We start from the raw sequence: 23,242 nt of genomic DNA, 5'->3' as shown, positions 1-23,242 counted from the left end.
CCTTGGGGGCTTTTATCCGCTCACACCAACTGGAGAATTATGAGCACGTCCACATACAGTTCGCAGGCGAACCAACGTCGTGTTGCCTTCGCTACCGTCATTGGCACCACCGTTGAATGGTACGACTTCTTCATCTATGCCACGGCTGCCGGGCTGGTGTTCGCCCAGCTGTTTTTCCAGCCAGCCGGCGAATCCATCGGTCTGCTGCTGTCCTTCGCCTCCGTCGGCATCAGCTTTCTCTTCCGGCCCCTGGGCGCCTTCCTCGCCGGCCACTACGGCGACAAGATTGGCCGCCGCGCCATGCTCGTACTGACCCTGGTACTCATGGGCGCCGCAACCACGCTGATCGGCATCCTGCCGACCTACGCGACCGCAGGTGTCATCGCCCCGGTCATGCTGCTGCTACTGCGAATTCTCCAGGGCATCTCCGCCGGCGGCGAATGGGGTGGCGCTGTCCTGATGGCAGTTGAGCACGCCCCCAACGACCGCCGCGGCCGGGCAGGCGCCTTCCCACAAATCGGCGTCCCGCTGGGACTGCTGCTGGCAACCGGCGTCACAGCACTCATGACCGGCGTCATCTCCCCCGGGGCCGCCTTCCTCGAATGGGGATGGCGCATACCCTTCCTGCTGAGCATCGTTCTCATCGTCGTGGGCTACTTCGTCCGCCGCGCCGTGGACGAATCACCCGTCTTCCAGGAAATCTCCGCAGCGAAAAAACAGCCCAAAACACCGATCGTGGAACTGTTCCGCCGTCACGGACTGCTGGTGATCATCGCTGCCGTGATTTTCGCAGGCAACAACGCCGCAGGCTACATGGCAACCGGCGGCTTCATCCCAAGCTACGCCTCCGGCCCCGCCGTCGGTCACGAACGCACCGACGTGCTCCTCGCCGTCACTTACGGCGCCGGCGTCTGGCTTGTCTTCACCTACCTCGCCGGGTACCTCTCGGACAGGATCGGCCGCAAGAACACCTACTTCATAGGATTCGGCGCCCAGCTTCTGGCCTGCTTCCCGCTATTTTGGATGATCAACACAGGGTCCTTGCCGATGCTCTACCTGGCCATGACCATCTTCACCGTGGGTCTGGGACTGTCGTACGGCCAGCAGGCTGCTCTGTACTCGGAAATGTTCCCTGCCTCGGTGCGCTTCTCCGGCGTCTCCATCTCCTACGCCCTGGGTGCGATCCTCGGCGGCGCCTTTGCCCCCACCATCGCCACAGCCCTCGTCCACGCCACCGGCGGAACCGACGCCGTTTCCCTGTACCTCGCGGGAATGACCCTTCTCTCCCTGGTAGCCGTCGCACTAGTACGGGACCGTTCCGGCATCGACCTCTCCATCCGAAACCAGGCCGAACAGGAAATTGGGGCCCTCGTCTTTGACCGACGAACCCCCGAGACCTCAAATGAGCCTGTCCGTACCAATTAATTACGCGACCGCGTGGAGCCGGGACCTAGCCGAAGTGCCCGGCCCCACGCGGCGGAAGCCCGCTAATAAATGCGGCAATACTCTGGCCAGATGCCTCGATAAGCCCCTTTTTCGGCCCACTCGCCCGCCAATTTCGCAACGTCGATAACCGGCCTTCCGTCAAGCTGCCTTGCGCCCAGAATAAGGACCTACGTCAGGGTGGGGTGTGTTTAAGCCTGACAGGTGGCGAAGCTCAGCCACCGATCCCGGGCTTAGCCCAGCCGGAAGAGTGACGTGACGCACGAGGGCCCGACCTGAGTCGTTCAATTCATCCAACGATGTCAGCCGTTGATGATTTGCGGTACGCCGAGGGCTTTGAGACCTTCGACGCCGAACTCCAGTCCGTAGCCGGATTGCTTGGCACCGCCGAAGGGAACCCGTGGGTCGACGGCTCCGTGTTTGTTGATCCACACGGTGCCGGCCTGGATCCTTGCTGCCACTTCGCGGGCAGCTGCCGGATCGGATGACCAGACTGAGGCTCCCAGCCCGACCTCGAGACTGTTGGCCATGGCGACCGCCTCATCGACTGTGCTGTAGCGGATGATCGGCAAGGCCGGGCCGAACTGTTCTTCGGCCACGAGGGGATTGTCGTTGTCGATATCCGCGACCAGAGTGGTGGGGTAAAAGTAGCCGGGCTGATCCTGCGGAGGGTTGCCTCCCATGAGGATCCGCGCACCGGAGTCTTTGGCGGATTCAACCAGCCGGTTGACGATGTCGAACTGCTGCTTGTTCTGCAGGGGACCGAGAACGCTGGTCTCGTCGAGTCCGTTGCCCATGGGCGCCGCTGCAGCGATCGTGGCGAGTTCTTCACAGACCGCTTCGTAGATGTCCTCGTGGACGTAGAGCCGTTTGAGGGCTGCACAGGTCTGACCCGTGTTAATGAATGCGCCCCAGAACAGGCCTTCGGCGATGGCTTTGGGGTCGGCGTCGGGCAGGACGATGCCGGCGTCGTTTCCGCCCAGTTCCAGGGTGAGGCGTTTGACGGTGTCAGCGGAGGATTTGATGATTGCCTTGCCCGTGGCGGTGGATCCGGTGAACATGATCTTGCCGACAGCCGGGTGCCCGGCCAGGCGTTCCCCGACGTCACGACCCCCTGAGATGACAGTCAGGAGGCCTTCGGGCAGTTCCTCGTTGATCACCTTTGCCAGGGCCAGTACGCTCAGCGGGGTGTATTCGGATGGTTTGACCACCACAGAGTTACCCATGCGCAGGGCGGGGGCGATTTGCCAGGTGGTGATCATCATGGGCCAATTCCATGGACCGATGGCGCCTACGACACCGATGGGCTTGTAGTACAGCTCGGCGCGGGTTTCGCCATCGTCCACCACCGTCTCCGGTTCCAGGACAGTGGCCGCGGTAGCGCGCAGCCAGGCGACACAGGCACCGACTTCGAAGCGGGCGTTCAGCCCGTTTAGCGGCTTGCCCTGTTCACGGGAAAGCAGCCGCGCCAGCTCCTCTGCGGATCGTTCCGCGGCATCGGCCGCCCGGAGCAGCGCTGCGCTGCGGCCTTCATGTCCGAGCGCCGCCCATGCCGGCTGGGCGTTTGCGGCAGCGGCGACCGCCCGGTCCAAGTCCTCCACGGTGTGAACGGGCGCCTCACCAACCACTGCGCCGGTCGCCGGGTCCAGCATCGTCCTCGTCTCGCCGGTTCCGCCCGTGATCGAGGCCAAAAGTGCTTGGTAGCTTTCCATGATTACTCCACTTCGCGTAATTAGTTGATCGGGGATCTTTTCTGACTCTGCGGATACCCGGTTCTCAGCTTGGCTAGCGGCACTAGGCGAACGAGTACCGGTTATTTTGCGGTGTAGTTTCAGCGTACGTTTCGCCGTCATTGACCAGGGTTTCCGGTTCCAGGGGAGTGGTGGCCGCGGCGCGGAGCCAGGCAGCACAGGCGCCGACTTCGCAGCGGGCGTTGGGCCCGTTCAAGGTTTTCCCTGCTCGCGGGAGAGCAGCTGGGCGAGTTCTTCGGCGGAACGTTCGACGGCGTCCGCTGCCCTAAGGAGCGCAGCGGCCCGGCCCTCATGTCCCAGCGCAGCCCGCGGGCTGGGTTGCCACGGCAGCGGCGACTGCCTGCTCAAGGAACTCGAGGTCGTGGAGGGGGCCTCGCCCGCCTTTTCGCCGGGCCCGATGGAGCGATAATTTCCGTGGTCGTGGCGTGTCCTTCAAGTCAGGTTGCAATGTTGGTTTTATGGGGCCGGTACTGGTTGTCGCGCCGGGTTGGTGATGGTGTTGGCGGTTGCCGGGGCAGCCAACTGTTCGCCGACCGCCCGGGCGGCGTTGAGTCCGCTTTCGATGGCCCCGTCGATGAACCCGCCCCAGCCGTTAGCGAAGTCTGAGCCGGCGAGCCGGATTCGTCCTTCGGGCCGCTGCAGTTCGGGAAGGGAAATGGTCAGGTAGCCGGTGTAGTGCATGGGCCAGGTTGAGCGGGAATGCTGGTCCTCCACCCAGTTGTGTCCTGCAACCTCAAGGACCGTTAATCCGGGAACCAGGGTGTCGAGGATACGCTGGGCGGCTTCGATGTCATCGACGGGGACGGCGCCTGCATCGGGGCCGAAACACACGAGTGTGGTGCTGTCGTCGTCAATGTATTCGGCCTGCACGAAATTGAGCGGGGCGTCTTCGGGGCCGAACGCGACGAATCTTTCCTGCCGTCCCTGGACCTTGACCCAGAGCTTCGCTCCCCGCCCGGCTTGGCCGCGTGCGGCGGCTTCGCGTTTGGTGGGGGAGAGCGGGGGCTGGAAGTCGATGTCGTTCAGCACAGAGAGGGGCAGCGCGAGAATGAGTTCACGTGCTTTGTACTCTTGGCCGCTGGCCGTGCGGGCGGTGACTCCATCGTCGTCCTGTGTGATTGAAACAACCGCGTCGTTGAGGCGCACGTCAGCGGTGGAATCGGCGAGGATGGCTTCGGCCAGCCTGCTGGTGCCACCTTCGATCTTGAAGCTGGCGCAGGCTTCGAACATGGTTTGCCATGAGCCGGTCGCGACAGCGCACCACCGCAGTGCCTGGGTGTATGCCGCTTGGTCGAGTTTGCCGTTGAAGTTCAGGGCCCAGAAGGATCGGAGCAGTTCGTGCCGGTTCTCCGGCAGTTCCAGCCGATCGATGGCGTCCGAGAGCGTGATGCCGTCGATGTCGGCGACGTCTGGGTTGGTCAGCGGTGCCCAGGGCAGGGGGAAGTAGCGGCGTGCGTCGGCCAGCAGAGCCTGGTTCGGCGCGTCGAGCAGCTCAAGTACGTCGTCGGCGTGCCCTTCATGGCGGTGGCCGTTTACATTCCAGTAGGCCTTGGTGAATTCGGGTCCCGGTATGGGGTTGATGCCGTACCGGCCCATTTCGGCCCACACGTATGGCTGGGTCCAATGCACCCAGGTGCCGCCGAGTTCCAGGTTGCGTCCCATGCGTTCCTCGAGGAAGGTGCGGCCTGCGATGCGGTCCCGGGCTTCCAGCAGCGTGGTCTTGTGGCCGCGGCGGGAGAGTTCGCGTGCTGCGATGAGGCCGGCGAATCCGGCGCCGACGATCAGGACGTCAGAAGTTTCCATAGTGTGTTTGTTCCCGTTTAGCTGTAGACGAAGTATTCGATTGTGGGTTCGAGCACGGTCCAGCGGGTCATGGCCCCTTGGGACAGGGAGGCCATTGACCCGGCGGTAAGTTCGAACGTTTCGCCGTCCTTGACCTCAATGCGGATGCGGCCCGAGGAGATGAAGATGGTTTCGTCCTGATGGATGGGCAGGTCGAAGGGTTCCGGCGCCTCCTCAGGGGTGACTTTCCAGATGCCTGCGGAGAGCTTTTCGTTACCGTTGTCTCCCGGGCGGCGAAGCCATTGCACGTTACCGAGCTCGAAGGGCTCGAAAGCGGAGTCATCGTGCTGTGCGAAAAAGACCTGTGTCATTGGTTATTCCTTTGCTTGTTTGGTGTTGACGGGTGGTGCCGGGGTGGCGGTGGGTGTATTCGCTTCGGTGGCCAGCGAACGCGGTTCCCTTAGGAGCGGTAGCCGGTCTTGGAACCGGCGCCTGATGAGGTAGAGGAGGAGGGATAGCAGGAGGATGCCCGCACCGATTGCCAGTTCCATCGGTCCGCCGTATCCGGACAGTTCGGAGGAGAGTGCCCCGATGACCAGAACGGCAGCGCCATAGATGGTCAGCGCCACGGCAAGGGGCACAGCCCAGGCGCCGAGCTTGAAGGTCCTTGAAGCATCCGGCCGGTCGTTGCGCAGCAGCAGGAAGCCTGAGACGGCGAGAAGGATGGCGAGCAGGTAGCCCATGTTCGCTGCGACAAGGATGGAGATGGGGTTTGATACGAAGATCATCAGCAGGACATTCATCACGACGGCGGCAAGGATGGCTCGTGCGGGCACCTGGTGGCGGTTGAGTTTTTCGAACTGGCGGGGTACCAGTCCGTCGATGGCTGCACCATAGAGTGCCCGCGATCCGTCGGCCATGGAGGCATTCACACCCATCAGCAGGGCGCCGATGGTGATCAGGAGCGCGGCGTCCCCGGCGAACCCGGCGGGGAGGACGGACGCGAAGCCGGAAACGAAGACGGCGGTAGGGTCGGCCGCGGCATCAGCCTGTGTCATCAGCCCGCCGACACCCAGCGGTACCAGGGCGAACATCAGGAAGGTGTAGCCGCCCGAAGTTGAGAGGGCCCGCCGGGCATCTTTGTTGCTGCGGTACTCGGGCGTGAATGCCGCGCACATTTCGGTGCCATAGGCGGTCCAGCCGACCAGGTAGAGCCAGACGATGGCGTCCTGCCAGCCGCCCCAGTGGTCAGCCCCCGGCTGGCCAAGGCCCCAGGTGAGGTTGGAGATGTCCCACTGCCCGCTGACGAGCGGGGCGATGACAAAGGTGAACAGTGGAATCAGCAGCAACGCACCGAATACCTTATTGACCCACGCTGCGGGCTGTGCGCCAAAGAGGTTGGGCACCATAAGCGCCAAAATCAAGGCGATGCCGATGATCTGGGCGGTGCCAATCTGCGCGATACCGAGATTGAGTGACCAGGCCGCCTCCGGGAGCCAACGGGCCTCGATAATGGCACCGGCGGTGAGACTGACAATCGAAATAACTGCAGACCACCCGAACCAGTAGCCGAAAGTGGCAAGGGCGCCGGCAGGGGCAAACCGTTCCTTCCAGGCCTCATGAGCGTAGACAGGAACGCCGCCGGGCTTATCGGGGAACATCGAGGCCATTTCTGCAAAGAGGTGGTTTTGGGCCCAACCGATGCCTGCGGCCAGAGCCCAAATGAACAAAGCAGAAAGGGCCCCGATTGCTGCCATGGTGAAACCAAAGGAAACGAACAATCCGCCGGACACTGCCATCGCCAGGGCGAAGGCATCCTGCCAACGGAGCGTCCGGTGCAGGGCCGGGGCGGTGGGGTCATCGAGCGCATGCGCCATTGCATAGCCTTCCAAAGACTGGAGGAAACGGGGGTGGGACTTGGGGAGCGGAGGGGCGTGGGCCGCATCACATAGTCAACAACTATGCATTTGCTTAGTTGCATCTGTCAAGCGGGTCTCGCGCGGGCTACACTCGATTTGTGGCGGCGACGAGAACCAACGAATACGGAAAAGGCCGTGAGGCGCTGCTGGCGGCAACAGTGCAGGTGGTAGCAGAACGCGGACTACGTGGCCTCACGTTGCGGGCAGTCGCCGAAGTGGCCGGGGTCAACAACACCCTGATCAGCCACCATTTCGGCAGCAAGGACGCGCTACTGCATGAAGCAGTCGCCTGGGCCACAGCCCGCGCGATCCGGCTTAGCGACCTGTCTGCCGCTGAAACCATAGACGGCAATTTCGCAGGTGCTCTCGTCACCTTAGTGGCCAGCGAACCGCAACTTCAGATATTTCAATACGAGTTTGTCCTTGAATCGCGGCGCCGGCCGGATCTGCGGGCCGAGGCTGTTGCCCTTTATGAGGGCTACATCGAGGGTCTCGAACTTGCCCTGGCACGCCACGGACACGCAGATACAAAGCCGCTGGCACGTGCCGTCTTCGCAGCACTCGACGGTCTGGTATTCCAACAGCTCACCGTGGCAGACGGCGCCGTCGTCCAGACCGCAATCGAGCGTATAGGCAGCCTGCTGGAAGCCAATCTCGCCAGCGGCCCTTCACGTCCCATGCAGGAAATTGGCGGAGCCAGTTGATTTAACTGCTGCTACCGGTAGTTCAACCCACCTGCCGGAAGCTCCGGAACGAGTTGACTCCTCACAATGACAGCAGAAGTCCTGCACCATGCTTTCGAGACCGTCGCGGTTCGCGCCGCGGATTTTGCGATCCTGGGGGAGAGGTCTTCGCTGGTTCACGGAAGAAAACCGCCGCGCGTTCGGCTGCTATTTGTCACCCGTGACGCGCCGGCCCCCGCCGCCCTGGCGCAAGCAAATTCGCCGCAAGGACCTGCAGTGAAAACTGGCCCTCGCGTATCCGACTCGGGTAATCGGTGAAGCCCCTCCCCGGCATATTTCAATCACGGATAATGGACCTTCTGTCAGGCTACAGCGGTGCCGGCTATGGCACGACTGCTCCACCGGTGGGGAAGTGTTTCACTCCGGCTTGGCCTGGCGCAGATACTGGTAGACCGCTTCCCTGCTGACCCGTAGTCTCGGCAAGGAGGGACCATCTCTCTTTTGTCGCTCCCTGTCGAATGACTCCTCGTACTCCTGCGCGCCACGCACGCCCGTCACGTTCGGGAAGGCTCGTCGCCCCCAGCCCGACGAGAAAGCAGGCCAAGATCACTAGGGAGTAGCGATCCGCGCGGGGCGGGCGAGCTCTTCGAATACACGCCGTTGGCGGGAGGCGACAGGATCGGACTCGGTGAGGGTACCCAGGCGGTGGTATTTTGCGAGCCTCTGTGGTAGCAGCTCTGCCACTCCGGACGCTGAAAGCGCAGCGAGTTCGTATTCGATGGCCTGTCCCATCCGCTGGCAAAACGCCCGGCCTTCGAGGGCCGCGTCGGGGCGCTCGTCCACGATGTGTTCCACCATGCCCTGGGCGTAGAGCGAGGCGACGTTGACGCCCTGCGCCTCGGACATGGCCGGGGCGAAGTCGGTGCTGCGGTGGACGATGGCGCTTGCTCCCTCGGGCGGCAGCGGGGACAGCCAGCCGTGCTGGGCGGCGATGGTGCGGTCCGCCGGGAACAGCGCCAGGGCGCCGCCTCCGGTGCCCTGGCCCAGCAGCACCGACACCGTGGGCGAGCTCAGGCCGATCAGATCATGGAGTGAGCGGGCAATTTCCCCGGCAAGCCCGCCCTCCTCGGCCTCCTTTGACAGGGCCGCACCGCCGGTGTCGATCACCGTCACCAGGGGAAGGCCGAGCTCCTCGGCCAGGCGCATGCCGCGGCGTGCCTCACGGAGCGAGGCCGGACCCATCGCCGTCTGCTGGGAGGGCCGCGGCCGGGTGTGGCCGATCACCACGCAGGACTTCTGTCCGAAGCGGGCCAGCGCCAGGAGCAGACCGGGATCCTTTTCCCCCTGGCCCGTGCCGTTGAGGGGAAGCACGTCACGGGCTCCGTACGCCAGCAGTTGCCGGAGGTCCGGGCGGCGCGGGTTACGGGAGATTTTGATGGATTCCCAGGCGCCGGCGTCGGACGGCTTCACGGACAGCGTCCTTGGTGGACGGACCTGAGGGTGCGGTCCGGCGACCAGGATGCTCAGGGCGCGGTCCACGACGTCGGACAGCTGCCAGGGCGGGACCACCGCGTCCACGAGTCCCTTGTCAAAGAGGTTTTCGGCGACCTGGACGTTCTCGGGAAAGGCCGAGCCATGCAGCGCCTCATACACCCGCGGACCCAGGAATCCGAGGAGGGCGCCGGGCTCGGCGACGGTGATGTGCCCCAGGGAGCCCCAGGAGGCCATGACCCCTCCGGTGGTGGGGTGGCGCAGGTAGACGAGGTAGGGCAGTCCGGCCTGCCGGTGGGCCCGGACCGCCGCGCTGATCTTCACCATGGAGAGGAACGCGATGGTGCCTTCCTGCATGCGGGTGCCGCCCGAGGCCGGTCCCGCCAGGAGGGGCAGGCCCTCCCTGGTTGCGCGTTCGACGGCGTTCACGATCCGCTCGGCTGCGGCGAGCCCGATGGAGCCGGCCAGGAAACGGAATTCGCTGACGATGACGGCTACCCGCCGGCCGCGGATGAGCCCTTCACCGGTCAGGACGGATTCGTCCACGCCGGTCTTCTCGCGGGCGGCGGCCAGTTCCTGCCGGTACTCGGGGCCCGGGTCCGGATCCACGACAGGGGTGTCCCAGCTCTTGTAGGAGCCGGGATCGAGCACGGCGGTGATGAGTTCGGTGGCATCCAGGTGCCGGGGCTTCTGCTGCGTCAGGGTGCTCACCGGCCCTCCCTGGTAGAAGCTGCGGCTCCGGCAGTGGCTGAAACCCCCGCGGAGGCTGCGGCGTCGGCGGGAACCAGGCCGAGCCATTGCCGGATCTGTGCTCCGTCCTGGTCCAGCAGTGGCGGGGCGGTGTGGCTTTTGAGGGTGGTTTCCGCGGTGTCCGCGGCGGTGAAGAAGCGCAGCGGCGGGCCCGGCAGGCTGACGTTGCCGAGGAGTTTGTGGTCGACGTCGATCACCAGGCCCTGTGAGTGGACCTGTTCCCATTCGTAGACCTCGTCCAGGGTGCGGACCTTGCCTGCCGGGATTCCGGCCTCGTTCAGTTTCGTGAGCAGCGCTTCCGCCTCGTAATCGGCGAAGACGCGTTCCACCTCTTCGATGACTTTCTCCCGGTTCCGCACCCGGTCGGCGTTGGAGGCGAATTCCGGCCGGTTGGCATCGATGCCGAAGGCCGAGGCGAAAGCAGCCCAGAGCTTCTCGCTGCCCACGCTGATCTGCACACGGCCCTGCCGGCAGTGGAACAGGCCGTAGGGCGCGATGGACGGGTGGTGGTTGCCCTGGGCCTTCGGGACCTCGCCGGCGACGGTGGCCCGGGTGCCCTGGAAGGCGTGGACCCCGATCAGCGCCGCGAGGAGTGAGGTCCGCACGATCTGGCCCTGGCCTGTCCGCTCGCGCTGCAGCAGTGCAGCGAGCGTGCCGAACGCCCCGTACATACCGGAGAGCAGGTCCGCGATGGGCACGCCCACCCGCTGCGGGTCATCGGGACCGGAACCGGTCAGGGACATCAGCCCGGCCTCGCCCTGCAGGATCTGGTCGTAGCCGCTGCGCCGGGACTCGGGGCCGTCGTGCCCGAAGCCGGTGATGGACAGGACCACGAGCGAAGGGTTCAGCGCGTGCATCTCAGCAGCCGAGAAACCGAGCCGGTCCAGGACCCCGGGCCGGAAGTTCTCGATCACCACGTCCGCCCGCTCCAGCAGCTCGCGCAACACCGTGCGGCCGTCATCGCTCTTCAGATCCAGTGCGATGGATTCCTTGTTGCGGTTGCACGACAGGAAATATGTGGCCTGGGGATCATCCTCGGGGCCGACGAACGGCGGCCCCCAGCCGCGCGTGTCGTCTCCCGTGCCCGGGCTTTCCACCTTGATGACCCGCGCGCCGAGGTCGGCCAGCATCATGCCGGCGTGCGGTCCTGCCAGGGCGCGGCTCAGATCCACCACCAAGAAGTCTTGGAGAGGCCCGGATGTCTGGTCGTGGTTGCTTGGCCTCATTGCCTCCCGATCCTCCTTATGGCGGGTCATTCGCGGTACGCCCATTGGGCAATCAGTCTGCCGTCGTCGTCATAGTTCTGGACAGCCAGGCCAGGACCGCGGTAGGCGATTTCTGCCATTGGGTTGTCGTGGTCGTAAGTGAAGGAGACTAAGGTTCCGTGGCAGATAATGTCGTGAAGATGGAATCTGGTTTGCCCGGCGCCTTGGCGGGCCAAAGCCGTTACTTCCTCCAGCCCGCGGAACGTCTTGCCGAGATCCACGATGATGTACTGAACGTCTTCCCTGAACGTAGCGACGAGAGGTTCAGGATCACCGTTGTTATATGCCTCCATCACCTTTCGAACGGTCCCGCTGAGCTCGCTCAATTGTCGGCTCCCGTCGTGATGGGCGAGGGATCGCCCGAGCGCGGTCCCTCGTGAGTGTTTCCCTGCTCCTGGACGCTGCGTGTCCGCGTAATGGACGCGCCGACCAGCGCGCCGACGATGGAAACACCGGCGATGAAGAGGAGCGGAGCGATGACGCTGCCGGTCCATTCTTGGCCGAGTCCCATGACATAAGGCCCAAGGAAAGAGCCCATTGAACCCACGGTGTTGATCAGAGCAATGCCTGCAGCGGCTGCCGCCATCCCCTTGAGTTGAAGGTTGGTGATGGCCCAAATGATCGGCCCGGTGGCGGTGAAGAGGGCGCAGGCCACCGAGATGCCGATGAGCGTGGGGGCCAGCTGGTCGCTGATGGCAACGCTGGCCACCAACCCTGCTGCGGCGATGACCATGCCGGCCACGAGTATCCGCCGGTGGGCCTGGGTGCGGTCACAGTAGATGCCCAGAGCGATGGTGGCAACGACTGCAACGGCAAAGGGTATGGAGGACAGATAGCCGATGGCTACTACGTCTGTGACACCGGTATTCTTCAGGATCGTAGGAACCCAGAAAACGACTGCGTAGATACCGATGTAGTTCGACGCAAGAACAAAGCCCAGGATCCAGACGCGCTTGTTGGAAACGGCCTTCTTGAACTGCTTGGAAGCCTTCTCTCGCGGAGCCCCGCTACCCAGGCCGGCAACGATGGCTGCCTTCTCGCTGCCACTGAGCCAGGCGGCATCCTTGGGGGTGCTGGAGACTGCGAAGTAGAAAACGATACCCAAGAGCACTGCCGGAATACCTTGGATGATGAAGAGCCACTGCCATCCTGCGAGGTCGGCCACCCCGGCGAAACCGGACATGATCCAGCCCGAGAGCGGGCCGACGAACACGCTTCCGATCGGTCCTGCGATCACCAGTAGGGCCAGGGCCTGGGCAAGGCGCTTGCGTGGGAACCACAGGGAGAGGAAATAGACCATTCCAGGGTAGAAGCCGGCCTCCGCGATTCCGAGAAGGATCCTGGCTCCGTAGAACTGTTCGGTAGTTTGAACGAAACCCGTGGCTATGGTGACGATGCCCCAAGTCACCATGATGCGGGCGATCCACATTTTCGCCCCCACGCGTTCGAGGATCATATTGCTCGGGACTTCAAAAAGGACGTAGGCCAGGAAGAAGATTCCGGCGCCCAAACCATATGCTGCAGCAGAAAGTCCAATGTCTGCGCTCATCTCCAGCTTGGCGAAGCCGATGTTTACACGGTCGATGATGGCCACCGCGTAGCAGATTGACGCGAGCGGCAGTATTCGCCATGCCAGCTTCTTGTACAGAGCTGAAGGAAGATCACCGCTTCCTGGCTGGACGCTTGTGTTGTGGGTTGAGGTCATTTTCAGGACTCTTTCAGGCGTTGTTGGCTGGAGAATGGGAGGTTTGAACCAAAGCAGGAAGTTGCCACCAGGTGTCCGGTTGCCAATCCGCGGCAGCCCAGGCCTGCCTCTGCTCCGACCGGGGATCCGAGGCGACCTTTGGGGGTGCGTCCAACAGCATGGTTAACCGGTCTGACGCCTCATATTCCGGCCAGAACGGCAGGCCGGGCGCGTCGGGTTTTCCGGTTGCGATGAAGCTTGTCCAGGCTTGCCGGATGCCATCCGCAAGCTCGCGCAGCGCCGGCTCCGCCGCTTCGAGGCCTATGTTCCACACGTAGGGGACATCGGCTCCGTGGAAACCCCACTTCTCTCGGGGGGCACCTGGCGTGGGGGCATCGAAGCGATAGCGCCAGCAGGATGCGTGGGCGGACTGGGCGTCCAGCAATCGAAGTGTGGGGATGCCGTATCGCTCATCGGCCAGCACCGCGCGGTGGAGCTGACGCTCATCCGCTTCGGGAAAGGTTGACCGGTAGACGTCAAGCACTCGTTCTGCTTCGGCACCGAAGATTTCCCGCAGGACGCGCGGTGTCTGCTGTGCCGCCGTCGAATCGGCCAGGTCGTAGCTCCCGGCCTCGTTGGCTGTGACGCCGGCCATGATGCTAACGCCCTTGGCGCGTCCGTTGGCAAAGGCCTGAACGGGTGCCTCAGGAAGGCTATTTCCATCGATGGTGGGCCGCCACACCCAGGTTGCCCGGGCGCCAGTGGCAATTTCCTGCTGCGCTTCGAGGAGTACGTCAGCCGGCATTGTCAGGAGCTCTGAGGCAGTTTCCGGTGTCAGTCCGAGGGTGTTTAGCAGGGCTGCGGTGAGCTGTTCCGCGGTTTCCGGAGTGTTGAGGTGTTCGCCCCCGCTTTGCATGATCCCGCGGTGGAACAACCCCTCGGTCAGCGGCGAGGCCATCAGGTTTGCCACGCTCTTGGCCCCGGCGGACACACCGGCAATGGTTATCCGGGAGGTGTCACCGCCGAACGCGGCCACGTTATCACGCACCCACGAGAGTGCTGCGATCTGGTCCAACAATCCTGCATTTGCTGAGGAGGCGTACTCCGGTCCCAGGAGGTGGTCCAATTTCAGGAAGCCCAGCGCGCCCAAGCGGTAGTTCACTGTGACCACGATGGTGCCTTCACGGGCCAGGGCGGTTCCGTCACCGATGAAGTTCGCTCCGGAGCCCCAAGTGAAGCCTCCGCCATGGAACCACACCAGAACGGGGCAGGGTGTTTCTGTCGACTGGTTGGGTGCCGTGATGTTGAGGAACAGGCAATCCTCACCCATGGGAGTGTCCGCGTCAGAAGGGGTCGCACCTCCCGGCGGGACCAGCTCGGGGGTCAAAATTTGGGGAGCGCGGGTAGGAAATGAGTCGGCAGCAGCGATTCCTGTCCATGGCGCAGCTGGCCTTGGAGGCTGCCAGCGCAAGGGCCCAGATGGTGACTGCGCATAGCGGATGCCCCGCCAGCTAATCGTGCCCTCGGCCTCGACTCCACGCACCGCACCTTGAAGTGTCTTTACGAGTGTGTCCGTCATTTTCGTCCTTAGTGGTTGCTGATTCCCTTGATCTCATCGTGAGGCCCATCACATGAATCGGACAATCAAATTCTTAAAGATGGAAGATTCGGCCATTTTTTTGGCCGGGAAGATTAAGCTGGGGAAGGAATCATTGCCGAATCAAGGGGCTTACATGAATGCCTTGGACAGTCTTGATCAACGCATAGTCGCTGCCCTTCAGATTGACGGCCGGGCGCCGTGGGCGAAAATCGCCTCCGCTCTGGGCGAGGCTGAGCGAACGGTTGCACGCCGAGGCGCAGACCTCCTGCGGGATGGACGGGTCAGGATCCGGGCACTGCCGAACCCCAGCCGTGGAAAACGTTTGGAGCAGTTCGTTTTGAAAGTCACGTGCAACCCCGGTGCTGCTGGCATATCTGCCGCTGCTTTGGCCCGGCGCCCGGAGACCTTCTTCACCTACATCCTCACGGGTTCGGCGGACTGCACAGCGGAGCTTTCCAGCCCGGCCTCTAAGTTCGCAGAACTGCTTATACGGGACATTGGGGGCATCCCAGGCGTCAGTTCGGCAGCCACGTATCCAGTTTTGAATCACCTGCGAACGATGCACCAGTGGAACCCCGGGGTGCTGACCTCCGGCGAGCTCGCAGAGTTAGGAGGGACCGAGTATTCGGAAGCTCCGACGGAACTAGCGAACCCGGAGCAGCTGAACAAAGAGGACAGACAGATCATGCGGGCCCTGGAGCGGGACGGACGATCCAGCTACGAAGACCTGGCGCGCATTACGGGGCTCTCGGTACAAACGGCTCAGCGCCGGGTGGAAAAAATGAGACGCGAAGGCACCCTATTCATTCGTGCTGTCTTTGAACCCGCGCTGCTTGGATTACCCGTGGAAGTTATGCTTTGGGTCAAAGTGCCTTTTCCTGAACTGGACCGTGTGGAGGCTGAAATCCTGCCGTCCCCAGCTGTACGGTATGCGGCGGTGCTTGCCGGCGACTTCCAGCTCGTGGTTAATGCTGTCTTCCCCAGCCGTGCCGCACTGTACGCGTACCTCAAGAGCTCCGACTGGGCAGTTCGGGCCCAATCGATAGAGCCGGCGCTTGTTGTGGACGCTCTCAAGCGAAGCGGAACACTTGCTTTATCGTTCGGAGAGGAGCTCCAAGATTGACGCGACCGAATATAGATTTTTTGCATAAAACGCAGCCGACACTTCTTCCAAGAAGCGCTCTCCCGGCAATTTTTGACGCTGATAACGGACCTTCTGTCTACCTGCAGCTCAGACATGCTCTTGTTTCCTGACCGCGGTGGCGGAACCAATGCGTCCTGGAGTGGTTCATGGCTGGGGTCAATTCGGTTATCCGGTTATCCACGGCGGGAATTTGGGAGCCTAGACCTCATCGCCCGGTTCCAGAAGCGTCCAATCCCGGCTGCACTCAGCACAGTTGGGGCATGAAACTTACACGCTTTTCCTCCGCACTCGACCGTGCCTGGGATTGCAGTAAGGGTCGTCCTCTTGCCATTTATCCTTCTGATGTCCTGGCCATGGCGATACGGCGGCGGGGTTGGCTGCAAGTAGAAGCCAGCAGGATGTCCATTCATAGCGTTACCCGAATAGGTCCCTCACGAGCGGTGCATTAGGACTTACTGCTGCTGAGAAGTTTTTAGCGTGACCCGCGGGTCGAGGGCGAGTCCGCCAGGGTCTACAGCGATCATTCCGCCGTCGACTGGCAGCACGGCTGAATTGATGTAGGAGGCCTTGTCGGAGAGTAGCCACGCTATGACGTCGGCGACTTCCGACGACTCGGCGGGTCTGCGGACGGGCACGAAGGACGTCGCGACTTTGTAGGCCTCCTGGTACCCCAGTCCCAGTTCGGCCCCGTATTCCTGCATCTCCATATCGGCCATTTCAGTTCGGGTCCACCCCGGACAGATTGCATTGGCACGCACACCGCGAGGACCGTAGTCCACGGCAATTGACTGCATCAGCATGGCGAGGCCGGCCTTGGTGACGTTGTAGCCGGCTGTGCCTTCGGTTGCTCTAAGGGCAGCGGCGGAAGCGACGCCTACGATGGAACCGCGCGAAGCGAGCAAGTGTGGCATGGCTTCCCGGGCGAGGCGTAGGGGACCGGTGAGGTTGGTGCTGACCATTGCGTCCCAGGCATCATCTGCGAGATCGCCCACCGATCCAGCGCGGACAATTCCCGCGTTCAAGACGAGGCCATCAAGGGATCCGAACCGTTCGATGGTGGTTCCGACCAGCCTTTTGATGTCGGGTTGGGATGCTGCATCGGCGACGACTGGGACGGCGCCGGTAGATTCGGCGACCTGTTGAAGAGGTTCCAGGCGGCGGCCGGAGACAATGACCTCCCAGCCGTCGGAGCGGAGGACTCTCGCTGTTGCCGCACCGATCCCTGTACCTCCTCCGGTGATGATTGCTACCGGGTGATTGCTCATTTCATTCCTTCGTATTAGACGGACCAAAGGCGCATGTCCTGACGGGGCCCGCATGAGGCTGCCCATGAACTGGCCGGGACGCTTTCGAGATTCGGCGTCCCTGGTTAAAGACCGATACCCACGCGTCCGAACAAAGCGTGGGGTTGGGCGGCGGGATGCGTAGGGCGAAAATTGTCTTCGCCCTACGCATCCCTGAATTGATCCTCATTCCGGGTCGGCTGGGTTAGCCGTTGATGACCTGGGGGATTCCGAGGGCTTTGAGGCCTTCGACGCCGAATTCCAGCCCGTAGCCGGACTGTTTCGCTCCGCCGAACGGGATGCGGGGGTCCACCGTGCCGTGCTTGTTGATCCATACAGTGCCGGCCTCGATCCTGCTGGCTACTGCACGAGCCGCTGTGAGGTTGCTGGACCAGACGGAGGCGCCGAGGCCGACGTTCAGGCCGTTGGCCTTTTCCACTGCTTCGTCCACGGTGCTGTACTTGATGATCGGCAGGGCCGGGCCGAACTGTTCCTCGGCCACGAGCGGGTTGTCGTTGTCGATGTCAGCCACCAAGGTGGTGGGGTAGAAGTAGCCGGGTTGGGTGGTGTCCGGGTTTCCGCCCAGCAGTACCCGCGCGCCGGATTCCTTGGCAGCGTTCACGAGGCTGGTCACGATGTCGTATTGCGACTTGTTCTGCAGGGGGCCCAGAACGTTGTTCTCGTCCAGACCGTTACCCATGGGCATGGCGGCGGCCACTTTCGTGAGTTCCTCGCAGACCGCGTCGTAGATGTCCTCGTGTACATAGAGGCGCTTCAGCGCGGCGCAGGTCTGGCCGGTGTTGATGAAGGCGCCCCAGAAAAGGTCCTCGGCGATGGCCTTCGGATCAGCGTCGGGCAGGACGATGCCCGCATCGTTCCCGCCGAGTTCCAGGGTGAGGCGCTTGACGGTGGCCGCGGAGGATTTGATGATGGCGCGACCGGCCGCAGTGGAGCCGGTAAACATGATCTTCCCAACAGCGGGGTGTTCCGTCAGACGGGCACCGACGTCACGGCCGCAGGACACAGCGGAAAGAATACCCTCCGGCAGTGCTTCGTTGATGACCGTGATCAGGGCCAGGACTGACAGCGGGGTGTTCCCCGAGGGCTTGACCACCGCGGCGTTGCCCATCCGCAGGGCCGGGGCGAACTGCCAGACCGCGATCATCATCGGCCAGTTCCAGGGACCGATCGCGGCGACGACTCCGATGGGCTTGTAGTGCAGTTCGGCGCGGGTCTCACCATCATCGACGATCGTTTCGGGCTCCAGGCGGATGGTCGCTGCCGCGCGAAGCCACGCCGCGCAGGCACCGACTTCGAACCGGGCATTTGGCCCGTTCAGCGGCTTGCCCTGCTCCCGCGAGAGCAACCGTGCCAGCTCCTCAGCGTTACGCTCAACGGCGTCCGCGGCCTTCAACAGCGCTTCAGACCGCCCTTCATGGCCAAGCGCCGCCCACGCGGGCTGAGCCTCCACAGCCGCGTCGACAACCTGCTCAAGGTACTCAAGATCATGAACGGGCGCCTCCCCGACTGCCTCGCCAGTCGCAGGATCAGTGATGGTGCGGGTCTTACCCGCGTACGCGGTGACCTGATCAAGCAAGGATTCGTACGTTTTCATTTCGCTACTCCCCTTCGAGCGGTGGCGGGATCTGCCGGGCGTTGCGCCAGGACTTGGGTGGAGTTGTTAATTGAATTCGAGGGCCGGTTGGGCTGACCGCGCCAGGTATCCGTAATCGGCCACGATGCTGGTTCCGTTGATGGGTGCGCTCACACGGGAGGCCAGGAATACGGCATGCGACGCAATCTGATGTGGCGGCATGACCGGAAGGTTTGTGCCCTCGAAGCCTTCCTCGCGCCCCAGGTCCGACCGCGACATCGGAGTGTCGACAATACCGGGGCAAAGGCAGTTGACCCGGATATCAGCGTGGTCCACTGCCAGTGCTTTGGTGAGCATGAGCACGGCAGCTTTTGATGTGCTGTACGGGGCCATGCCTTCAAACGCGACCAGAGCCGAGTCGGAAGCGAGGAACACTATTGTTGCCACGTCGCTGTTTGCCAACAGCGGGATGGCGTGCTTGGCGAGCAGGAAGTTTCCGCGGACGTTCACGGCCATCACGCGGTCCCAATCGTCCACGGAGATGTCAATGGCGGTGCTCCCGACAGGCCCGGAAATCCCGGCGCAGCCGATGACCGAGTCCAGCTGACCGAAGCGGTCCATTGCTGCCTGCACGCAGCTGCGTACGTCCGCTTCCTCAGTTACATCCGCCTGCACGAACTCGACCTCGTAACCGTCGCGCCTGAAGTCCGCTGCAAGGGCAGCACCCTTCGGGTTTCGATCAACAATGAGGACCTTCGCTCCTTCGGTGGTCAGGGCGCGGACGCATGCGTGACCTATACCTGACCCGCCTCCGGTCACTAAAACCACTCGGTCCTTCAGTCCCATATCCACGGGTTCTGTCCATTCTTTAGAGCGATGTTTGCCGCTACCCAGTCACGTCGCCGTGTCAGGGGTGGGTTGATGCCGACGAAGATGTACCAGTTGCGTTAGAGGCGATGTCCGGGCACAGCCCGGACATCGCCTGACGCGTCAATGCTTGTGGTTGTCCTGGGGGTATGCGGTGGTGTTCAGAACGCTGAGCCTTGAGTTGAAGGGGATGACGACAGATTCGGCTTTTGGATCATCCCAGCCGAACATCCGACCGATGGAGCGCTGCTCGCGCAGGTCTACCAGCAGCACTGCTTCCACGCACATGACCTTCTCGGTCCAAAAGAAGATGAAGAGATCTTCTGCTACTTCCCATGTCATGCAGCGGTCAGTGTCAGCAAGTCCTGCCTCCGCGCCGCGGATGCAGTTCCAGGTAAAGGTTCCGGGGTTGAGGTAAATGTGTTCGTAGGTTTCAACGTCGCTGTAGCGGTAGTAGATCCGCTTACCGACCAAACCGGAGGAACGCTCATGCCGCACGGAGGACCCTTCGGTGTTGAATTGGCTGAACTCGGTGGTGCTCCGGGTCCGGCCGTCCACAACAACGAACCGGGATACCCCAGTGGTGGTGGCACCCGTGTTGCGATCGAGGATGATGGTGACGTTTTCTTCGCTGAGGCCTTCGCCGCGGAGGAAGTCGATGATGAAAATACCGGGGCGGGCTTCGATGGCCTTGTAGCGGGCTGCCCCACTCGTGCTTTCCTCACCACGGACATCCGTCCACGTAAGCGAAGATTCGTCGCCGAAGACGTATTCGGAGCTGGATCCGTCGGCCTCGAGGCGCAAGGTGCTGCCGGCCAACGCGGGGGAGGCGGGCAAGGTCTGGTCACCGAAGCCTTCCAGCATGGCGGACACGGGAGGCCACTGATCTTCGGGGATGTAGTCCTGAATGTCAGCTGAAGTCATGTTTGTTCCTTTGTTCTTTTCCATTTGGTTCGGACTGGTTGGGTGTTGGCTAGGTCAGCCGATGACTGCGGCGAAATTGATGGAAGGCTTTTGTGCGCCCCGGGCGAGCCCGGCGACGAAGAAGAGGGGGATGCCGAGCAAAAGCCACCGGGCAACGCCGCCGGCCCCGCCGAGCAGCGCGTCGTAGTTGTCCAGCGTCAGGTATCCGATGACGATGAAGGCAACGAATGACAGAGACGGTGCGATTACGGTCACCCAAAGGTTGTCTCGCATGCCGTTCCTGGCGAAGAAAACCACGATCGCAGCTGATGTCACCAGCAGGATGGTGATAAAGCCTGCTGTTCCCAGGGCCACGAACCACGAAAACACGGTCGTGATCGGATCGGCACCTGCGAGCAAGAAGACGCTGATGATTGCGAGGACGAGAACCCCATTGATGAATCCGGCGACGTGCGGGGCGCCGGTCTTGGACACGGCGGAAAGCTTCGTCGGCAGGGCTCCTGCCCGGCCGAGGGAGAACAGATAGCGGGAGAACATGTTGGACAGGCCCAGCAGCATGGCCAGGAAGCTCGTAACCACCAGGATCTGCATGGTCATGCTCAGCCAGTAACCGGCGCTGGTCTGGGCAAGGTCAAAGATCAGGCCCGCCGGGTTCTCCGTGGCCACGGACTGGATGTTATCGATTCCGATGGCACCACTGATGGCCCACGTGGAGATGGTGTAGAAGATGCCAACGAAGGCGATGACGAAGTAGGCAGCCCGGGGGATAGTACGCCGCGGATCCTTTGCTTCTTCAGCGAAGACGACTGTTGCCTCGAAACTCGTGAAGCAGGCGAAGGCAAAGAGCAGGGAAATACCCAGGCCAGGTCCGAAGACGCTGGAGCCCGTGAAGCCTTCAAACGTGAAGATGCCAAGTCCCTTCTCAGCGATGAGGGACACCACGAGAGCGGCTACCGCGAAGGCCTCTCCGACGATGAGAACCCCCAGCACCTTGAGGCTCGCATCGACACCGCGCATTGTCAGGCCAGTCACGACAGCAAGCAGCACAGCAATCCACAAGTAGACCGGCACGCTGATGCCCGTGAGGCCTTCAACCAGCAACTGTGCAAAGACGCCGAACTGCGACCACAGCCCGATCTGAAGGCTGAGGTAGGTCAGGATGGCGATCCCCGCCCCGCCGGTAGCCCATTTCGTGCCCAACCCCTTGGCCATGTAGGCCACGAAACCGCCGGCGTTGGTGATGTACTGGCTCATCCGCAGGTAGCCAACGGAGAAGAGGGCAACCAGCAGCGCAGCAATCACATAAATGACCGGTGTTCCCGCGCCGCTGGCCGAAAACAGAACCGGGCTGGCGCCCACGACTGCGGCCATGGGGGCAGCTGCCGCAATGGCAAAAAAGGCAATGGCAAGCACGCCGAGTTTGTTCGGCCTCAAACGCACCAAGCCGGCCAAGTCCCCGCGCTCTTCCAACCCGATGCCCGTCGAAGACTCGACTGATTCTTGATTCATGCGTTTGGCTCTTTCAGGAATGCACGGGCATGAAGCCGGTGCGAAAAAAGTGTGGTGCCCCTGTTTCTGCGCGACAGTGCACTGAAATCCGGGGAAATTCTGCTTTCATCCGGATGAAGTTCAAGTGACCGGAGACACATGCCAAACTCTACATCTGTTTAGTTCTGGCTGTCAATGTCTCCCTTTCAACCAACAGCAGGGACTAAACTCGGTGCATGACCCAACCTCAAGCCTCAACCCGTTTGCCCTATGGGGATGGACGTGACGCATTGCTGTCAGCAGTGATTGCGGTCGTGGGAGAGAAGGGTCTCAAGGGGGTCACTTACCGCGCTGTTGCAGCGCGCGCAGGCGTGAACCACACGCTCGTCACGCATCACTTCGGTTCTATTGAGGGGCTTCTGGCTGCCACCATGGAATGGGCTGTTCAGCGGTCCATCGAAGAGACGGGCCTCGAGAGAATCGTCGATTTCGACGAAGCGTTTGCCGATTCACTCATTGCGACGGTGTCGGCCGAACCGGAGCTGCAACTCTTCCAGTTTGAGATGTTGTTGGAAGCCCGACGCAACCCTGAGGTCCGCTCACTAGTGGAGAGGCTGTATGCCAACTACATGAGAACCGTGGAGGATGCCCTGAAGCAACGCGGTCTGCTGGTGGATGACGGCGTTTCTCTGGCTATCTTTGCGGCACTGGATGGTCTCATGCTCCAGTTTTTGACTATCAGTGATCCGGTCAAGATCCGGGCTGCAGTGATTCAGGTGGGTCGGCTGGTCGCCGTTCTTGAATCGTCCAAAGACAGCGGGGACGGGACCGTACACGAACTGCAGCCGGCTCCTGGTGGCGCAAGTTCATCCGCTCTCTTTGTGGAGTAGGTCGATGGAATATGGTTCGAGGCGAGACGCCCTCGTAAGGGCGGCCATTGAAATTGTTGCCGAAAAGGGCCTTCAGGGACTTACGCACCGATCCGTTGCCGCTCGGGCGGGCGTGAACCACGCACTTGTGGGGCAACATTTCGGCTCGATGGATGGCCTCGTCGCCGCCGCCATGGAGGTCGCGGTAGAACGATCGATCAGAGAAACAGGTCTTGCCGGCACCGCTGATTTCGATGAGGGTTTCGCCGATCTGATGTTGGCTTCGCTGGCGACAGATCCCGAGATAGAGATGTTCCAGGCGCAGATGGTGCTCGAGGCGCCCAGGAGGCCCGAGATCCGGGCCCTGGTCGAGCGCCTTTACGCAAACTACATCACGGCCATTGAGGAGAGGCTCCGGGCGCAGGGGATTGACACTTCTGACGGTTCTGACAGGGAATTGGCGCGGGTTGTATTCGCCGCCCTCAACGGGCTGGTACTGCAGTTCCTCGCGGTCGGCAGCCGCGAACCCATTCGAGAGGCCATTGTCGAAGTGGGCAGGCTGCTCAAGAACATAGGGGCGGATGATAATCAGCCAGACGACCGGATCGGCTCAGCCAGTAACGGGGAATAGACAACGGGTGCCACCCCAACCCGAAAATCCTCGCCCACGGCACGGCGGCCCGTATCAGCCGTGTACCGTCCGGA

At 62.4% G+C, this 23,242-nt stretch carries 19 protein-coding genes and 1 pseudogene; 5 read left to right on the top strand and 15 right to left on the bottom strand.

Annotation, left to right across the window (positions count from 1 at the left end; genetic code table 11):
* The first annotated feature begins 39 nt into the window (after window positions 1–39).
* The gene (locus M1E01_RS11075; protein ID WP_457971663.1) at window positions 40–1,425 is read left to right on the top strand and encodes an MFS transporter; all 1,386 of its coding nucleotides are present in this window, start codon (window positions 40–42) and stop codon (window positions 1,423–1,425) included.
* A 320-nt stretch (window positions 1,426–1,745) separates the two neighbouring features.
* Here M1E01_RS11075 and M1E01_RS11070 read toward each other — a convergent pair whose 3' ends face one another.
* The 5 genes and pseudogenes from M1E01_RS11070 to M1E01_RS11050 form a co-directional block, all read right to left on the bottom strand.
* Window positions 1,746–3,155: an aldehyde dehydrogenase family protein gene (locus M1E01_RS11070; protein ID WP_457971662.1), complete on the bottom strand. Its 1,410-nt coding sequence runs from the start codon at window positions 3,153–3,155 to the stop codon at window positions 1,746–1,748.
* Between the two features lie 118 nt (window positions 3,156–3,273).
* Window positions 3,274–3,558, bottom strand: a pseudogene (locus tag M1E01_RS11065) (aldehyde dehydrogenase family protein); the annotation flags it as partial.
* 92 nt (window positions 3,559–3,650) lie between these two features.
* Window positions 3,651–4,997, bottom strand: coding sequence for a flavin monoamine oxidase family protein (locus tag M1E01_RS11060; RefSeq protein ID WP_457971661.1), 1,347 nt, complete (start codon window positions 4,995–4,997; stop codon window positions 3,651–3,653).
* A 17-nt stretch (window positions 4,998–5,014) separates the two neighbouring features.
* Entirely contained in the window at window positions 5,015–5,347 is a 333-nt protein-coding gene (locus M1E01_RS11055; protein WP_457971660.1) for a cupin domain-containing protein, read from the bottom strand.
* Window positions 5,348–5,350: 3 nt separating this feature from the next.
* The gene (locus tag M1E01_RS11050; protein WP_457971659.1) at window positions 5,351–6,853 is read right to left on the bottom strand and encodes an APC family permease; all 1,503 of its coding nucleotides are present in this window, start codon (window positions 6,851–6,853) and stop codon (window positions 5,351–5,353) included.
* A 140-nt stretch (window positions 6,854–6,993) separates the two neighbouring features.
* Here M1E01_RS11050 and M1E01_RS11045 point away from each other — a divergent pair, with 140 nt between their 5' ends.
* Complete coding sequence (locus M1E01_RS11045; RefSeq protein WP_457971658.1) at window positions 6,994–7,599, top strand: TetR/AcrR family transcriptional regulator; 606 nt, start codon at window positions 6,994–6,996, stop codon at window positions 7,597–7,599.
* Window positions 7,600–8,187: 588 nt separating this feature from the next.
* On the opposite strand, the gene M1E01_RS11040 is transcribed toward M1E01_RS11045, so the two are convergent.
* Genes M1E01_RS11040 through M1E01_RS11020 form a run of 5 tightly spaced genes read right to left on the bottom strand, consistent with a single transcriptional unit; the run spans window position 8,188 to window position 14,347 of the window.
* Window positions 8,188–9,780: a carboxyl transferase domain-containing protein gene (locus M1E01_RS11040; protein WP_457971657.1), complete on the bottom strand. Its 1,593-nt coding sequence runs from the start codon at window positions 9,778–9,780 to the stop codon at window positions 8,188–8,190.
* Window positions 9,777–11,045 (bottom strand): CaiB/BaiF CoA transferase family protein, encoded by a 1,269-nt coding sequence (locus M1E01_RS11035; RefSeq protein ID WP_457971656.1) that lies wholly within the window; start codon window positions 11,043–11,045, stop codon window positions 9,777–9,779. The genes M1E01_RS11040 and M1E01_RS11035 overlap by 4 nt, the downstream gene beginning before the upstream one ends.
* A 26-nt stretch (window positions 11,046–11,071) precedes the next feature.
* Complete coding sequence (locus M1E01_RS11030) at window positions 11,072–11,410, bottom strand: nuclear transport factor 2 family protein (protein ID WP_457971655.1); 339 nt, start codon at window positions 11,408–11,410, stop codon at window positions 11,072–11,074.
* A complete protein-coding gene (locus M1E01_RS11025; protein WP_457971654.1) occupies window positions 11,407–12,789 on the bottom strand; it encodes an MFS transporter in 1,383 nt (460 codons plus the stop codon). The genes M1E01_RS11030 and M1E01_RS11025 overlap by 4 nt, the downstream gene beginning before the upstream one ends.
* Before the next feature lie 13 nt (window positions 12,790–12,802).
* The gene (locus M1E01_RS11020) at window positions 12,803–14,347 is read right to left on the bottom strand and encodes a carboxylesterase/lipase family protein (RefSeq protein ID WP_457971653.1); all 1,545 of its coding nucleotides are present in this window, start codon (window positions 14,345–14,347) and stop codon (window positions 12,803–12,805) included.
* Between the two features lie 52 nt (window positions 14,348–14,399).
* Between M1E01_RS11020 and M1E01_RS11015 the strand changes: the two genes are divergently transcribed.
* The gene (locus M1E01_RS11015; protein WP_457971652.1) at window positions 14,400–15,491 is read left to right on the top strand and encodes an Lrp/AsnC family transcriptional regulator; all 1,092 of its coding nucleotides are present in this window, start codon (window positions 14,400–14,402) and stop codon (window positions 15,489–15,491) included.
* A gap of 473 nt (window positions 15,492–15,964) precedes the next feature.
* Here M1E01_RS11015 and M1E01_RS11010 read toward each other — a convergent pair whose 3' ends face one another.
* The 5 genes from M1E01_RS11010 to M1E01_RS10990 form a co-directional block, all read right to left on the bottom strand.
* Window positions 15,965–16,777, bottom strand: a complete 813-nt coding sequence (locus M1E01_RS11010) for an SDR family NAD(P)-dependent oxidoreductase (RefSeq protein ID WP_457971651.1) — start codon at window positions 16,775–16,777, stop codon at window positions 15,965–15,967.
* A gap of 223 nt (window positions 16,778–17,000) precedes the next feature.
* A complete protein-coding gene (locus M1E01_RS11005; RefSeq protein ID WP_457971650.1) occupies window positions 17,001–18,410 on the bottom strand; it encodes an aldehyde dehydrogenase family protein in 1,410 nt (469 codons plus the stop codon).
* A 66-nt stretch (window positions 18,411–18,476) separates the two neighbouring features.
* Window positions 18,477–19,217 (bottom strand): SDR family NAD(P)-dependent oxidoreductase, encoded by a 741-nt coding sequence (locus M1E01_RS11000; RefSeq protein ID WP_457971649.1) that lies wholly within the window; start codon window positions 19,215–19,217, stop codon window positions 18,477–18,479.
* A gap of 162 nt (window positions 19,218–19,379) precedes the next feature.
* Entirely contained in the window at window positions 19,380–20,180 is an 801-nt protein-coding gene (locus M1E01_RS10995; protein ID WP_457971648.1) for a MoaF C-terminal domain-containing protein, read from the bottom strand.
* A gap of 54 nt (window positions 20,181–20,234) precedes the next feature.
* The gene (locus M1E01_RS10990) at window positions 20,235–21,689 is read right to left on the bottom strand and encodes an APC family permease (RefSeq protein ID WP_457971647.1); all 1,455 of its coding nucleotides are present in this window, start codon (window positions 21,687–21,689) and stop codon (window positions 20,235–20,237) included.
* Window positions 21,690–21,904: 215 nt separating this feature from the next.
* On the opposite strand from M1E01_RS10990, the gene M1E01_RS10985 reads away from it, so the two are divergent.
* Together M1E01_RS10985 and M1E01_RS10980 are read left to right on the top strand one after the other, a co-directional pair.
* A complete protein-coding gene (locus M1E01_RS10985) occupies window positions 21,905–22,558 on the top strand; it encodes a TetR/AcrR family transcriptional regulator (RefSeq protein WP_457971646.1) in 654 nt (217 codons plus the stop codon).
* 4 nt (window positions 22,559–22,562) lie between these two features.
* Window positions 22,563–23,168, top strand: coding sequence for a TetR/AcrR family transcriptional regulator (locus tag M1E01_RS10980; protein ID WP_457971645.1), 606 nt, complete (start codon window positions 22,563–22,565; stop codon window positions 23,166–23,168).
* Window positions 23,169–23,242: the final 74 nt, after the last annotated feature.

The organism is Arthrobacter sp. D1-17 (genome assembly GCF_054130535.1).
This window is presented reverse-complemented; position numbering and strand designations above follow the sequence as displayed.